This window comes from Roseburia sp. AF20-18LB, assembly GCF_003461185.1.
Taxonomy (GTDB): Bacteria; Bacillota; Clostridia; order Lachnospirales; family Lachnospiraceae; genus Roseburia_C; species Roseburia_C amylophila.
Genome location: NZ_QTWP01000007.1, coordinates 1 through 14,501, shown reverse-complemented (window position 1 = coordinate 14,501; position 14,501 = coordinate 1). Strand labels below are relative to the sequence as shown.

Sequence of the window (14,501 nt, the reverse complement as noted above, 5' to 3'; positions counted from 1 at the left end):
ATATCTGATGTGCTTTTGAACAGCCAGAAATGGGAGGAAAGAAAATGCTGGAACGAAAAATAGTCCGTACAGCCAATGAAGATTTACCGGTAATTAAGGAAATGAATGCAGCCAGTAAAATGAAACTGGAAAAAAGAATGATAAACCTGTCCTTTATTGGAAGCGTACTCTTTGTAGTAGCAGAAGGAGTTATGGCATATATCAGTCATTCCCATGCAATATTGATGGACTGCGTATTTGATGTGACAGATTTAATAATGATAGGACCGTTTCTGGTGCTGGTGCCACTGTTATACCGGCCGGTAACGGAACGCAGACCATATGGGTTTTCCCAGGTGGAATCTTTATTTCTGGTAATCAAGTACAGTGTGCTTTTAGTAGTTACCATCCAGCTTTTAATTGACAGTGTTCAAAGCATCCTGCATGGCGGACATATGGTAAATGCCAGCCAGCTTGCAGGCTTTGAGTTTGGTGTATTTGCCGGCTGCCTTGTCATTTATTTCCTGCTTCATTATTTCAGTAAACGGTATGCATCCGTAGTGGTAAAAGCGGAAATGTATAACTGGAAACTGGATGTAGTCAGCAGTTTTGGCGTATCCGCCGCATTCTTCGGACAGTTCCTGCTGCAGAAGACACCGTACGAATGGCTGACACCGTACATAGACCCGGTAGTGGCAATTGTGATGGCATTAATCTTAATTGTAGAACCGGTGAAAATGATATTGCATGGACTCAGGGAGCTGGTGCTCTTTGCACCGGAGCAGGAAGTTATGGACCAGATACGTTCCATAGCAGAACAATATATGCAGACCTGTTCCTATACGATAGAATTCTTAGATGTCATCCAGACCGGACGAAAAACCTGGGTGGAAATATACATAGACAGTCCCAATGATATTATTACAATGCAGTCCCTCACCAGAATCAGAAATGGAATCCGGGAAGAATTAAAGAAATACTTTGATCAGATTTATGTGGAACTGATACCGGATTTGCCGGAATAAAAATAATACCGGACACAGGTGCCGGAGTGTATAAAAAGTGCCGATGGAATATTCCACCGGCACTTTTTATGAAACGGAGATGGCGGGATTCGAACCCGCGTGCCCCGGAGGGCTAACGCATTTCGAGTGCGCCCCGTTATGACCACTTCGATACATCTCCAGATAAAAAAGAGTGCATACACTTTGTTGGATTCGTGTGGTAAAGTGTTTTGCACAACAACATATATATCATACAATATTTTCCTGCCGGATGCAAGCAGATTTCATTGACAGACCCGGCAAATGCCCGTATAATATTATTTATATTGGTTATAGTGACCATAAGTAGGAGGATTAGACAAATGAATAATGAAAAAGAGTTCAAGCCGTATATTCCGGCAGACAAAGTTTTGCCGGAGCTTACGCCAATCTCTATTATTCTGGGTATCCTGCTGGCCGTAGTTTTCGGTGGAGCAAATGCATACTTAGGACTTAGAGTAGGAATGACAGTGTCGGCATCCATACCGGCAGCGGTAATTTCCATGGGAATTATCCGCGTAATTTTAAGAAGGGACTCCATTCTGGAGAATAACATGGTACAGACCATCGGTTCTGCCGGAGAGTCTCTTGCAGCAGGAGCAATCTTTACACTTCCGGCTCTGTTCATGTGGGCAGAGGAAGGTGGCACAAGCATGCCATCTTTAGTGGAAATCGCATTGATTGCATTAATCGGTGGTGTTATCGGAGTTATGTTTATGATTCCACTTCGTAGTGCGTTAATCGTACAGGAGCATGGAAAGCTTCCTTATCCGGAAGGAAAAGCATGTGCAGAAGTGCTGGTAGCCGGAGAAGAAGGCGGAGCAAAAGCAAGTACCGTATTTGCTGGTCTGGGAATTGCAGCAGCATACAAATTCATCACAGATGGTTTGAAAGTATTCCCGAGTGAAGTGACTTATGAAATCAAATCTTACAAGGGTTCCGGAATCGGAATGGATGTACTTCCGGCACTTCTTGGAGTTGGTTATATCTGTGGAGCCAGAGTATCTTCCTACATTTTTGCAGGTGGAGTAATCGGCTGGTTCGTACTGATGCCGTTAATCGCACTCTTTGGCGCAGACCTTACCATTTTCCCGGCAAGTGTTCCGGTATCTGAACTTGGCGCAGCAGGAATCTGGTCAAACTATATCCGTTACATTGGGGCAGGAGCAGTTGCTGCAGGCGGAATCATCAGTCTGGTAAAGAATCTGCCACTTATCGCAAAGACCTTCCGTCAGGCATTAAAGAGCTACGGAAGCAAAGGAAATGGCGACAACAGCCGTCTCAATAAAGATATTCCAATAAATATCGTAATTCTTACGATTGGAATCATGGCTATTATCATGTGGCTGGTTCCGGCAGTTCCGGTAAGCCTTCTTGGAGCAATTATTATTGTAATCTTCGGATTCTTCTTTGCAACCGTATCATCCAGAATGGTTGGTATCGTAGGAAGTTCTAATAACCCGGTATCCGGAATGGCAATTGCAACACTGCTTATCACAACTATGATTTTAAAAGCAACCGGAACCATCGGAATGCCTGGAATGGTAGCTTCTATTGCAATCGGTTCTGTCATCTGTATCATCGCAGCAATCGCCGGAGATACATCACAGGATTTAAAGACCGGTTATCTGGTAGGAGCAACACCTTGGAAACAGCAGGTTGGTGAAATCATCGGTGTGGCAGCGTCCGCTATTGCAATCGGTGGAGTATTATATCTGTTAAATGCAGCATGGAGCTATGGTTCCTCAGCAATCCCTGCACCGCAGGCAACCTTGATGAAGATGGTAGTAGAAGGAGTTATGGGCGGAAACCTTCCTTGGGTACTGGTATTTGCAGGCGTTGGTATTGCAGTAGTAGTAGAAATCCTTGGAATTCCGGTATTGCCATTTGCAGTAGGTCTTTACCTTCCGATTTACTTAAGCACACCAATGATTGTTGGTGGATTAATCCGCTTATACTTCGATAAGAAGAAGGGTGAATCTGAAGAAGAGAAGAAACACAAAGTGGAAAACGGAGTGCTTTACTCATCCGGCCTGATTGCCGGAGAGGGTCTGGTAGGAATACTCCTTGCAGTCTGCGCAGTCATTCCATTCAAGGGAGAGACCTTTGCAGATGCATTTAACTTATCTGCAATATTCGGCTTCAGTTTAGGAAACATTGGCGGACTGGTATTCTTTGCATTACTTGCCGTAACTTTAATCCTTTTCATCCGTGGAAAGAAGAAAAAAGAAAATTAAAAACAGAATCAAGTAGTTCTTACATCTGCCGTCTTGCGAAAAGGCGGCAGATGTTTTATACTGCTAGCGAAGATAACAGGAGGCAATATGGCAAAGAAAAAAGACAATTATTTAGATTATATCCCACGTCCGAATACATTATTTGAATGTAATAAGAACAAAGATGGCAAAATAGAAATAAAAATGCATAACAAAGGTGTGTTTAACAAAATCGCACAGGTGTTATTTAAGAAACCGAAATACAGCTATATCGAGCTGGATGAATTCGGCAGCTTCGTGTGGGAACAGATGGATGGAAAGAAAACCATCTATGAGATTGGTACACTGGTAAAAGAAAGATTCGGTGACAAGGCAGAACCTCTTTATGAGAGACTGTCCCAGTATATCAAGATTCTGCATAACAACCATTTTATCGTATATGAGAATAAATTAAGAAAGAAGGAATCATAATGAGCGCATTAGCAGGCTTAGAACCAAAAGAGGTATTTCATTATTTTGAAGAAATCAGCAATATTCCCCGTCCATCCTATAAAGAGGAGAAAATCAGCAATTATCTGGTAAACTTCGCAAAGGAACGGAACTTAGAATATTATCAGGATGAAGTAAAAAATGTCATTATCATCAAAGAGGCAGCACCGGGCTATGAAGATGTTGCACCGCTGATGATTCAGGGACATATGGATATGGTGTGCGAGAAAGAACCGGGCAGCACCATCGATTTTGAAAATGACGGACTGACACTGGAAGTAAATGGAGATTATATCAGTGCAAAGGGAACAACCCTTGGCGGCGACGATGGAATTGCAGTTGCATACGCACTGGCAATCTTAGACTCTGACAGCATTGCGCATCCACGTATCGAATTTATCTGTACCGTGTCCGAAGAGGTTGGCATGGAAGGAGCTGTAGCACTGGATGTTTCCCACTTGAAAGCAAAAAAGCTTCTGAACCTGGATTCCGAAAATGAAGGAATCATGCTGGTAAGCTGTGCCGGTGGATGCAGCACCGTATGTGAACTTCCGGCGGAATGGGAAAAGAGCGCAGGAAATCTTGTTTCTATTCATGTGGCAGGATTAAAGGGTGGACATTCCGGCGTGGAAATTGACAAAGGAAGAGCCAACTCCAACATTTTGCTGGGAAGAATTCTTTTGGAATTAAAAGATGAATATCATTATCAGATAGCAGCATTATCCGGCGGAAATAAGCAGAATGCCATTCCAAGAGAAAGTGCAGCAGAGCTTATGGTACAGGAAGATGCCACACAGCTTGTCCATAAAATAGAAGAAATTGCAGAGAAAATCACCCATGAATTTTCCACCAGTGACCCGGATATCCAGATATCCGTAGCAGTAGAAGAAAACTGTGAGAAGGAAGTATTAACAGAAGCTGCAGCAAGAAAAACAGTGCTTTTAATCAACCTGCTTCCAAATGGAATTCTTCGCATGAGTGATGACATCAAGGGACTGGTAGAGACTTCTTTAAACCTCGGCGTTCTGACTCTGGAAAAAGATAAGCTGACTCTGCAGTATGCCGTAAGAAGTGCAGTGGGAACCGCAAAAGAATATCTTTTGAAACGTATTGCTGCGCTGGTGGAAGAGTTTGGCGGAAGAGTCACCAATACCGGTAATTATCCTGCGTGGGAATACCGCAGGGATTCTGTACTCCGGGATGATATGGTCCGCATTTTCAAGGAAATGTATGGAAAAGAGCCGACCGTAGAAGCAATTCATGCCGGACTTGAGTGTGGCATTTTAGCAGGTAAGATTGACGGACTGGATGCTGTCTCCATCGGACCCGATATGATTGCCATTCATACCACAGAGGAGAAATTAAGCATTTCTTCCACAAAGAGAGTATGGGATTATATCCTGAAAGTAATTGCCTGTAAATAAATTGCTTAAGCGGGCATTATAGCTTGTACCCTAAAAAAAAATATATTATAATATATTCTGGATGTGTGGGCGTATGCACAACAATAAGCAAAGAAAGGGATGCAGCAAATGAAAAGAATAGGTATGTTGACCAGCGGCGGAGACTGTCAGGCATTAAATGCAGCAATGCGCAGCGTGGTAAAAGGATTAAGTCATAATGTGGATGAGTTGGAAATCTACGGTTTTTATAATGGTTACAAGGGATTGATTTATGGCGATTACCGCCTGCTTACATCAAAGGATTTTTCGGGAATCCTTACCAAGGGCGGAACCATCTTGGGTTCTTCCAGACAGCCATTTAAACTGATGCGTGTGCCGGATGAGAACGGGCTGGATAAGGTGGAAGCAATGAAGCAGACCTATCATAAACTGAAACTGGATTGTCTGGTAATCCTTGGCGGAAACGGAACACAGAAGACTGCCAATCTCCTTCGGGAAGAAGGATTAAATGTCATCCATCTGCCGAAGACCATCGACAATGATATCTATGGAACAGACATTACCTTTGGTTTCTATAGTGCAATCAATGTAGCATGTGCAGCTATTGATTGTATACACACAACAGCAGCATCCCATAATCGTGTCTTTATCGTAGAAGTCATGGGACATAAAGTGGGCTGGCTGACCCTGTACGCAGGTGTTGCCAGTGGAGCAGATATCATATTACTGCCGGAAATCCCATATGATATTGATAAAGTCATCGAAGCAATAGATAAGAGAACCAGGGATGGAAAAGGCTTTACCATTCTTGCAGTAGCAGAGGGTGCTATTTCCAAGGAAGATGCAGCACTTTCTAAGAAAGAATACAAAGAGAAGTTAAAGAATTATAAATATCCGTCTGTATCCTATGAGATTGCAGACCAGATTGAGAAACGCAGTGGCACCGAAGTACGTGTAACCGTACCGGGCCATACCCAGCGCGGTGGCAGTCCATGCCCATATGACCGTGCACTCTGTACACGACTTGGTGCAGCAGCAGCCCAGGCAATCATTGATGAAGATTACGGATATATGATTGCGATGATTAATGATAAGACAAAGCGTGTTCCACTGAAGGATGTGGCTGGCAAGTTAAAGACGGTTGACCCGGGCTGCCAGATGATTAAAGAGGCAAAGACCATTGGAATCAGCTTTGGAGATTAAGAGAAGCGAGGATGGAATAGATGTCATACATGGCACTTTACCGTAAGTTCCGCCCACAGGAATTCGCGGATGTCAAAGGACAGGAGCATATAGTAACAACCTTAAAGAACCAGATAAAGGCAGACCGTATCGGCCATGCATATCTGTTCTGTGGAACGAGAGGAACCGGTAAGACAACCATCGCAAAAATATTTGCCAAGGCAGTCAACTGCGAACATCCCGTAGATGGAAGCCCTTGTGGAGAATGTGCAAGCTGTAAAGCAATTGCGGCAGGAAGTTCCATGAATGTTATCGAAATTGATGCGGCATCCAATAACGGTGTAGATAATATCCGTGAAATCCGGGAAGAGGTAGCATACCGCCCGACAGAAGGAAAATACAAAGTTTATATCATAGACGAGGTGCACATGCTCTCCATCGGAGCCTTTAACGCTTTGTTGAAGACCCTGGAAGAGCCGCCTTCCTATGTCATTTTTATACTGGCAACTACGGAAGCCCATAAGATACCGATTACGATTCTTTCGAGATGTCAGCGGTATGATTTCCGGAGGATTTCCATTGAGACCATATCAGACCGCCTGATGGAACTGATGGAAAAGGAAAATGTGGAAGTGGAAGAACGGGCAATCCGCTATATTGCCAAAGCGGCAGACGGATCCATGCGGGATGCCTTAAGCCTTTTAGACCAGTGCATCGCCTTTTATCTGGGACAGAAGCTGACCTATGACCATGTGTTAGAGGTGCTGGGTGCAGTAGATACGGAAGTCTTTTCTAAATTACTGCGGAAAGTGCTGGCAGAAGATGTGGCAGGAGCCATTTCGCAGTTAGAAGAGCTGGTCATCGAGGGAAGAGATTTAGGACAGTTTGTCAATGACTTTACCTGGTATTTAAGAAACCTGCTTTTGTTAAAAGGCTCAGACGATATGGAAGAAGTCTTAGATATGTCTTCTGAGAACATGGCACTTTTAAAAGAAGAAGCCCGGTTGGTAGAAGCAGATGTACTGATGCGGTATATCCGGATTTTCTCCGAGCTGTCCAATCAGGTAAAATATTCTTCCCAGAAACGAATCTTAATTGAAATCGCAATAATTAAATTATGTAAACCTGCAATGGAGACCAACATGGATTCCATTACAGACCGGTTAGCAAAGTTAGAAAAGAAGATGGAGCAGGGAATTCCCATGGCAGCACCGGTGAATACCGCGACACAGCCGGCCGAGGCAGCAGCACCGGTCAGCCGTCCGCCAATGCCAAAAGCAATCCCGGAAGATGTGGAACAGATTGTAAAGAACTGGAATTCCATTCTACCGAAGATGAGCGGCGTGGTGCGCACCTATCTTAAGTCGGCACATTTAAGTCTTGGCGGAGATGACCGTCTGATGATTGTATTGGATGACCCGGTTGCAGCAGGCTACGTGGAAGAGGAAGACCACAGAAATGAAATCCGACAGGTGATTTCTGATTATATAGAAAAAGAAGTGGAGATTCAGATTCAGCAGAATCAGTCGAATCGTCCGTTTGAAGAATCCTATGTGGATTTGTCACAGATAATCAATATGGATATAACCATTGAAGATGAATAAAATACAGGAGGAAATGGAAACATGGCAAAAAGAGGCGGAGGATTTCCGGGCGGAATGCCGGGAAATATGGGAAACCTTATGAAACAGGCACAGAAGATGCAGCGCCAGATGGAAGAGGCATCCAAGGAGTTAGAGGAGAAAGAAGTAACAGCCGCAGCAGGTGGCGGTGCAGTTGAGGTTACAGTCTCCGGTAAGAAAGAAGTAACCAAAGTAAAGATTGATCCGGAAGCAGTTGACCCGGATGATGTAGAAATGTTAGAAGACATGATTATGGCAGCAACCAATGAGGCACTGCGCCAGATTGAAGAATATTCCCAGCAGTCCATGTCCAAGATTACCGGTGGCATGGGTGGACTTGGCGGCGGATTCCCATTCTAATCAGCTGAAGGAGAAGAGGAAGCAGAATGGACTATTACAGCAGTCAGATAAGCCGTCTGATAGAACAACTTTCCGGCTTGCCGGGAATTGGACCAAAGTCGGCGCAGAGACTGGCATTTCATATTTTGAATATGCCGGAAGAAAATGTGGAAAAATTAAGTCGTTCCATATTAGATGCAAGACAGAATATACACTACTGCAAAGAGTGCCTGACCCTGACCGATGATGAACTCTGCCCGATATGCAAAAATCCCCAGCGGGATCACAGCGTAATCATGGTAGTAGAGGACACCAGGGATCTGGCAGCTTATGAGAAAACTGGAAAATATGAAGGAGTATATCATGTACTTCATGGGGCAATATCTCCGATGCTTGGAATCGGACCGAATGACATTAAGCTCAAGGAGCTGATACATCGGCTGGAGGGTGATGTAAGAGAAGTCATCATCGCCACCAATTCAAGCTTAGAGGGAGAGACAACAGCAATGTATATCAGCAAGCTGGTGAAACCGACTGGAATCAAGGTCTCAAGAATTGCCAGCGGCGTCCCTGTGGGAGGGGATTTGGAATACATTGACGAGGTAACATTACTTCGCGCGTTAGAGGGACGTGTGGAGTTGTAATGGATACAAACAAGCTTATTCATGAGAAAGGTTAAGTAAAATGACGAATGCAGAGTTGGAAAAAAAGGCAAATGAAGTAAGACAAAGTATTGTTACGGCATTGCACAGTGCAAAATCCGGACATCCAGGCGGATCACTTTCCGCAGCAGATATTATGACATATCTGTATTTTGAAGAGATGAATGTGGATCCGAAGAATCCGAAGATGGCAGACCGCGACAGATTTGTGCTGTCGAAAGGACATGTAGCTCCGGCATTATATTCTGTACTGGCACACAAAGGATATTTTCCGGTAGAAGATCTTGTGACACTGCGTCATACAGGTTCTTATTTACAGGGACATCCGGATATGAAACATATTCCGGGTGTTGATATGTCTGCAGGTTCCTTAGGACAGGGATTGTCCTGCGCAGTAGGAATGGCACAGGCTGGTAAGATGGATGATAAGGATTATCAGGTATATGCAATGTGTGGTGATGGTGAGATTCAGGAAGGACAAATCTGGGAAGCTGCCATGTGGGCAGGCGCACATCACTTAGACAACCTGACTGTAATCGTAGATAACAATAACCTTCAGATAGATGGAACGGTAGAAGAAGTATGTTCTCCATATCCGATTGATAAGAAATTTGAAGCATTCAATTTCCATGTAATCAATATCAATGGAAATGATATGGAAGAAATCCGTAATGCCTTTGCAGAAGCAAAGAAAGTAAAAGGCATGCCGGTTGCAATCATCGCAAAGACCACCAAAGGAAAAGGAGTTTCCTTTATGGAAAATCAGGTGGGCTGGCATGGAAAAGCTCCAAACGACGAGCAGTACGAACAGGCAATGGAAGAATTGAAGAAAGCAGGTGAAGCATTATGTCAGAAGTAAAGAAGATTGCAACAAGAGAAAGCTACGGTAATGCTTTAGTAGAACTGGGCAGGGAACACACAGACCTTGTAGTATTAGATGCCGATTTGGCAGGTGCAACCAAGACGGAAATCTTCAAGAAAGCATTTCCGGAACGTTTCTTGGACTGTGGAATTGCAGAAGCAAATATGGCTGGAATCGCAGCAGGACTTTCTACCTGCGGTAAAGTTCCATTCATGAGCTCCTTTGCAATGTTTGCAGCAGGACGTGCTTATGAGCAGGTGCGTAACGCAATCGGATATCCACACCTGAATGTAAAAATCGGTGCAACCCATGCAGGAATCTCTGTAGGAGAAGACGGTGCAACCCACCAGTGCTTAGAAGACCTTGCACTGATGCGTGAAATTCCTGGAATGGTAGTGATTAATCCGAGTGATGATATTGAAGCAAAAGCTGCAGTAAAAGCGGCATATGAACATGTAGGACCGGTTTACCTCCGATTTGGCAGACTTGCAATTCCTGTATTTAACGATAACGAAGATTACAAATTCGAAATCGGAAAAGGAATCGTCTTAAAAGAAGGAAAAGATGTTACCATCTTTGCAACCGGACTGGAAGTAAGCGAGACATTAGCAGCAGAGAAAATGTTGGCAGCAGATGGCATTGATGCAGAGATTATCAACATCCATACCATTAAGCCAATCGATGCAGAATTAGTTGCTGCATCAGCCACAAAGACAGGCAAAGTCGTAACCGTAGAAGAGCATTCCATCATCGGTGGACTTGGAAGTGCTGTATGTGAAGTCCTTTGCGAGAAAGCACCGGCCAAAGTGCTCCGCATTGGCGTAAATGATACCTTTGGCGAGTCAGGCCCGGCACCGGAACTGATTGCAAAATACGGACTGGATGCAGAAAGTATCTACAAAAAGGTAAAAGCCTTTGTAAAAGAAAACTAAAAAAGACAAAAAGGAAAGCTGTCACTGAAAAAGTGGCAGCTTTTTTCGTAAAAATCTGTCAGAAACTTCATTTTTCGCCATCCATGATATGGCAAAAAATCCGCCGCCTCTGTGTTATGGTTGTCCCAGGACAAGAGGAAAGGGGCGGCAGAAGTGATAGAGATTATACAACGGAAGGAAATAGAAAATTCAGCAACAGGAAATGCACCGGCAGGAAATACCGCAACAGGAAATATAGTGACAGAAAATAGAAGAACGAACGAGAAGGCGGAGGATACGGCAACGTTTCCACGAAATTTCCGCCAGATTGGGACGCCAGAGGGTGAAAAACACATTTTCATAGAAGATTATGTATACACCTATCTGCATCCGGCATTTCTCGGAATGAATGAACGGAGGGTATGCATTCTGGTGGGCAGAACCGAAACCCATGGCAAAAACACGAATATCTATGTAAATGGAGCATTTGAATTGCTGGAAATTGCATATTGTGGGACAGCTCCGGTTTTTCAGGAGAAAATCCGGACAGAAATATGCACCTTAATTAAACGCTATTTTGATGGAAGCACCCTGCTGGGCTGGTTTTATGATGAGAAGGGGACAGCACCCTGCCTGACACCGGAACTGGAACGGATACTGAAAAATTTCTTTGGGGGAAACAATAGGCTTCTGCTGCTGTCGGATTCCCTGGAAAAAGAAGAAGCGTTATACATATATGAAGATGGAGCCGTTCATAAAAAAGAAGGCTATTATATCTATTATGAACGCAACCAGGCGATGCAGGAGTATATGATAGTATCGCGGAAAGACACACCGCAGGAAGTGAAACCGGAGGAGGTCCGGGATGAGGCATTAAAAAACTACCGGGAGCTGGTCTTAAACAGACCAAAGAAGAATTTTCAACTGCCGGCATTTCATTCACTGGTTTATGGAAGTGGTCTTCTGGTGGTCATTGCAATTATAGTCGTCGGCATCAGCATGTTTAATAATTATGAGAAAATGAAGAAACTAGAAACTGCGGTCAGTGTCATGGAACAGAAAAATGATTCATCAGGAACAGACCCTGCACCGGATACGGAAACCCAGACAAAGCTGGTCATCGAGGACCTTGCGGGACAGGTAGAACCAACGGAAAAAGAGAATGCAGAAAACTTACAGGTTGCGGACAACACGGCAGCACCGGATAACATGGCAGCACCGGACAGCACGGCAGCACAGGATAGCACGGCAGCACCGGATAACACTGCAACACAGGATAACACGGCAGCACCGGATAATACATCTGACCAGGCAGCATCCGCAAGTACACAGCCCCGGTCCGAGGCGGAAATTATATTGCAGCAGGGCTATTATATCGTGCAGCCGGGAGACAGCATGATTTCCATCAGTAAAAAGATATATCAGGATGCTTCCCATGTGGCAGATTTGTGTGCGGCAAATGGGATTGAAAATGTCGATAATATAAAGGTTGGCGAAAAATTAATACTTCCATAAGAAAAAAATAATGCCGAAACATGGAATATAGGCTATAATCAATAGAAGAGTGAAGAGAACAGCAGGAGTTAAGAAACAGAAATGGCAGATAAAACACAGTTTCGTACCATCGAAACAGACGAAGAAGAACTGAATACCAAAATACGGAAACATCGTTTGAAAATAATAAAAATCATATTGTTGTTGCTGGCACTGGCAGCTGTTGCAGCATTGGGGATTTTCTTTTTTCAGAAATTGCGGAAATATAATAGTTACACGGTAGAAAAAAGCGTGGAACGTCAGGACACTGCTGGAAGCCAGTTTCTTGCATATGGAAATGGTTTTATCAAATATAGTAACGATGGGGCAATTTATACCGACGCCAATGATGAAGTGTACTGGAACCAGACCTATGAGATGAAAGAACCAATGGCAGATGTCTGTGAGGATTATGTGGCATTGGCAGATAGGGGCGGAACTGAAATCTATATCATGAATCAGGCGGGAATGCAGGGCAAAATTGAGACACCGATGAACATCTCCAGAATAAGCGTAGCCAACCAGGGCGTTGTGGCAGTATGGATGGAGAGTGACGGAGAGAATTACATCCGTATGTATGACCAAAATGGCAAAAATCTGGTGTCCGGCGCATTCTATACAGAAAAAAGCGGTTATCCGCTGGATATTTCCCTTTGCAATGATGGAAAGAAATTAGCAGTGTCCATGCTCACGGTCAATAATGGAGAAGTATGCAGCACAATCAAATTCTACAATTTTGGCTCAGTAGGACAAAATGAGATTGATTATATGGTAGGAAGCTTCGACTATCCGGATGTGATAATACCTCAGATAGAATTTACCGATAACAACCGTCTGGTGGCATTTGGCGATTCCAAAATTATTTTGTTCAGAGGTACCCAGAAACCGGAGCCGGATGATGAAATTACGCTGAACCAGGAAATAAAGAGTGTATTTACCAGTGAAAATTATATTGGCATCATTTACAATAATGATGTGCAGGCAGAATTCGATACCGAAAGCACAGAAGAAAGCCGCCATATGGAAATTTATAATACCGGTGGCAAACATGTATTGAGCAAGGATTTTACCATGGATTATGAAAATGTGGACTTCCTTGGAAATGGAGAAATCTGTATCCGGAACGCCACAGAGTGTCAGATTTACAATACATATGGTGTAAAGAAATTTTCCTATACATTTGATACACCGCTGTATGATGTGATTTCAGACGGCAGCCAGAATGGTTATATATTTATAATGGAAGGAACAACAGAGAAGGTAAGACTGAAGTGAATTGGTTATTGATATGTGTGATTGGAATCCTGGTAGTATGTGCCCTGGAGGGATACTTCCGTGGATTTATAAAAATAGTATTCTCCCTGCTTGCAATGATTATCACCCTTGCAGTGGTGTCGGTTGCAGCTCCAAAGATTACAACCTATATAGAAGAAAACACAGAGCTGGATGAGAGAATCACGGAGAAATGCTTAGAGCATGTGGAAAAAAATGCGCAGGACCGGCTGGACCGGGAAGCACAGGAGAAGTCCGAAGAGACCAGACAGCAGTTAGAAGAAAATGGTATCAGTGGCGGAGAACTGGATGCCCTTATGGACAAAGCGGCAGAAGCGGGAAGTGATGCGGTCCATCAGGCGCTGGCAGATAGCGGAGTTTATCAGGCAATGGCACAAAAAATCACGCATTTTATCATCAGCCTGATTGCCTGCATAGTGACATATGTGGTGGTATATCTGGTTCTTCATATTATTTTGAATGTGCTGGATCTGGTGGTGAAGCTTCCGGTTCTGAAAGGAATCAACCGGTTCATGGGAATGTTGGCAGGCGGTGTGAAAGGATTTCTTATAGTCTGGGTGGCATTTTATCTGATACATATTATGGCAGCCACAGAATGGGGCACGCGGCTGGTGACATATATCGGAGAAAATGAGTTCCTCGCATTCCTCTATCAGCATAATCTTCTGGTACAGATATTTGCCGGGATTTTCTAAAATGTATAAAAAATTTAAAATGACATAAAAATATCAGCAAATAGATATTGTAGGATGAAAAAACAGAATCCACAATATCTATTGCTTTTTGTTAGAAACCACAAACCGCCTGAAAAAAGTGTGTAAAAAAACCGAAAAAAGGGTGTTGACATCCCGAAAATGACGTGCTATTATAAAACTCCACCGCGCAGAAAACACCTGTTGCGGCGGGAGATAAGAATTTAAAAAATGAAAAAAGTTGTTGACAAAAGCTGACAGACATGATATTCTGT

The 14,501-nt window shown here is 43.6% G+C and carries 14 protein-coding genes and 1 tRNA gene; 13 read left to right on the top strand and 2 right to left on the bottom strand.

Annotated features, from left to right (window positions below; genetic code table 11):
- Window positions 1–44 precede the first annotated feature (44 nt).
- Window positions 45–1,004 carry a cation diffusion facilitator family transporter gene (locus DWX65_RS11670; RefSeq protein WP_158552013.1) on the top strand — a complete coding sequence of 320 codons (960 nt, stop codon included), beginning with the start codon at window positions 45–47 and terminating at the stop codon, window positions 1,002–1,004.
- Window positions 1,005–1,078: 74 nt separating this feature from the next.
- Here DWX65_RS11670 and DWX65_RS11665 read toward each other — a convergent pair.
- Window positions 1,079–1,164 (bottom strand) — tRNA-Ser (locus DWX65_RS11665).
- A 181-nt stretch (window positions 1,165–1,345) separates the two neighbouring features.
- Here DWX65_RS11665 and DWX65_RS11660 point away from each other — a divergent pair.
- The 12 genes from DWX65_RS11660 (at window position 1,346) to DWX65_RS11605 (ending at window position 14,229) form a co-directional block, all read left to right on the top strand.
- Complete coding sequence (locus DWX65_RS11660) at window positions 1,346–3,259, top strand: OPT family oligopeptide transporter (RefSeq protein ID WP_117697862.1); 1,914 nt, start codon at window positions 1,346–1,348, stop codon at window positions 3,257–3,259.
- A gap of 87 nt (window positions 3,260–3,346) precedes the next feature.
- Complete coding sequence (locus DWX65_RS11655; protein ID WP_022244312.1) at window positions 3,347–3,709, top strand: PqqD family protein; 363 nt, start codon at window positions 3,347–3,349, stop codon at window positions 3,707–3,709.
- The gene (locus tag DWX65_RS11650; protein ID WP_117697860.1) at window positions 3,709–5,151 is read left to right on the top strand and encodes an aminoacyl-histidine dipeptidase; all 1,443 of its coding nucleotides are present in this window, start codon (window positions 3,709–3,711) and stop codon (window positions 5,149–5,151) included. Before DWX65_RS11655 ends, DWX65_RS11650 begins: the two co-directional genes overlap by 1 nt.
- Window positions 5,152–5,259: 108 nt before the next feature.
- The gene (locus DWX65_RS11645; protein WP_117697946.1) at window positions 5,260–6,333 is read left to right on the top strand and encodes a 6-phosphofructokinase; all 1,074 of its coding nucleotides are present in this window, start codon (window positions 5,260–5,262) and stop codon (window positions 6,331–6,333) included.
- 20 nt (window positions 6,334–6,353) lie between these two features.
- A complete protein-coding gene (dnaX, locus tag DWX65_RS11640) occupies window positions 6,354–7,916 on the top strand; it encodes a DNA polymerase III subunit gamma/tau (RefSeq protein WP_117697858.1) in 1,563 nt (520 codons plus the stop codon).
- Window positions 7,917–7,937: 21 nt separating this feature from the next.
- Entirely contained in the window at window positions 7,938–8,294 is a 357-nt protein-coding gene (locus DWX65_RS11635; protein ID WP_022244308.1) for a YbaB/EbfC family nucleoid-associated protein, read from the top strand.
- A 26-nt stretch (window positions 8,295–8,320) separates the two neighbouring features.
- Window positions 8,321–8,917 (top strand): recombination mediator RecR, encoded by a 597-nt coding sequence (gene recR, locus DWX65_RS11630; RefSeq protein ID WP_022244307.1) that lies wholly within the window; start codon window positions 8,321–8,323, stop codon window positions 8,915–8,917.
- 40 nt (window positions 8,918–8,957) lie between these two features.
- Entirely contained in the window at window positions 8,958–9,794 is an 837-nt protein-coding gene (locus DWX65_RS11625) for a transketolase (RefSeq protein WP_022244306.1), read from the top strand.
- Window positions 9,782–10,729 carry a transketolase family protein gene (locus DWX65_RS11620; protein WP_117697856.1) on the top strand — a complete coding sequence of 316 codons (948 nt, stop codon included), beginning with the start codon at window positions 9,782–9,784 and terminating at the stop codon, window positions 10,727–10,729. Before DWX65_RS11625 ends, DWX65_RS11620 begins: the two co-directional genes overlap by 13 nt.
- Before the next feature lie 153 nt (window positions 10,730–10,882).
- Window positions 10,883–12,223 (top strand): LysM peptidoglycan-binding domain-containing protein, encoded by a 1,341-nt coding sequence (locus DWX65_RS11615; RefSeq protein ID WP_117697854.1) that lies wholly within the window; start codon window positions 10,883–10,885, stop codon window positions 12,221–12,223.
- Window positions 12,224–12,304: 81 nt separating this feature from the next.
- Complete coding sequence (locus DWX65_RS11610) at window positions 12,305–13,516, top strand: DUF5711 family protein (protein ID WP_117697852.1); 1,212 nt, start codon at window positions 12,305–12,307, stop codon at window positions 13,514–13,516.
- Window positions 13,513–14,229, top strand: a complete 717-nt coding sequence (locus DWX65_RS11605; RefSeq protein WP_117697850.1) for a CvpA family protein — start codon at window positions 13,513–13,515, stop codon at window positions 14,227–14,229. Before DWX65_RS11610 ends, DWX65_RS11605 begins: the two co-directional genes overlap by 4 nt.
- Window positions 14,230–14,320: 91 nt before the next feature.
- Here the strand turns inward: DWX65_RS11605 and DWX65_RS15250 are convergent.
- Window positions 14,321–14,501, bottom strand: a 181-nt coding sequence (locus DWX65_RS15250; protein ID WP_207661135.1) for a hypothetical protein, incomplete at its 5' end; no start/stop codon positions are given.

Excerpts from the sequence above, each read along its gene's own strand:
- DWX65_RS11610 (WP_117697852.1), top strand. The coding sequence starts at position 12,305 with ATGGCAGATAAAACACAGTTTCGTACCATCGAAACAGACGAAGAAGAA.
- DWX65_RS11650 (WP_117697860.1), top strand. The coding sequence starts at position 3,709 with ATGAGCGCATTAGCAGGCTTAGAACCAAAAGAGGTATTTCATTATTTT.
- DWX65_RS11635 (WP_022244308.1), top strand. The coding sequence starts at position 7,938 with ATGGCAAAAAGAGGCGGAGGATTTCCGGGCGGAATGCCGGGAAATATG.
- DWX65_RS11645 (WP_117697946.1), top strand. The coding sequence starts at position 5,260 with ATGAAAAGAATAGGTATGTTGACCAGCGGCGGAGACTGTCAGGCATTA.
- DWX65_RS11655 (WP_022244312.1), top strand. The coding sequence starts at position 3,347 with ATGGCAAAGAAAAAAGACAATTATTTAGATTATATCCCACGTCCGAAT.
- dnaX (WP_117697858.1), top strand. The coding sequence starts at position 6,354 with ATGTCATACATGGCACTTTACCGTAAGTTCCGCCCACAGGAATTCGCG.
- recR (WP_022244307.1), top strand. The coding sequence starts at position 8,321 with ATGGACTATTACAGCAGTCAGATAAGCCGTCTGATAGAACAACTTTCC.
- DWX65_RS11660 (WP_117697862.1), top strand. The coding sequence starts at position 1,346 with ATGAATAATGAAAAAGAGTTCAAGCCGTATATTCCGGCAGACAAAGTT.
- DWX65_RS11670 (WP_158552013.1), top strand. The coding sequence starts at position 45 with ATGCTGGAACGAAAAATAGTCCGTACAGCCAATGAAGATTTACCGGTA.
- DWX65_RS11620 (WP_117697856.1), top strand. The coding sequence starts at position 9,782 with ATGTCAGAAGTAAAGAAGATTGCAACAAGAGAAAGCTACGGTAATGCT.
- DWX65_RS11625 (WP_022244306.1), top strand. The coding sequence starts at position 8,958 with ATGACGAATGCAGAGTTGGAAAAAAAGGCAAATGAAGTAAGACAAAGT.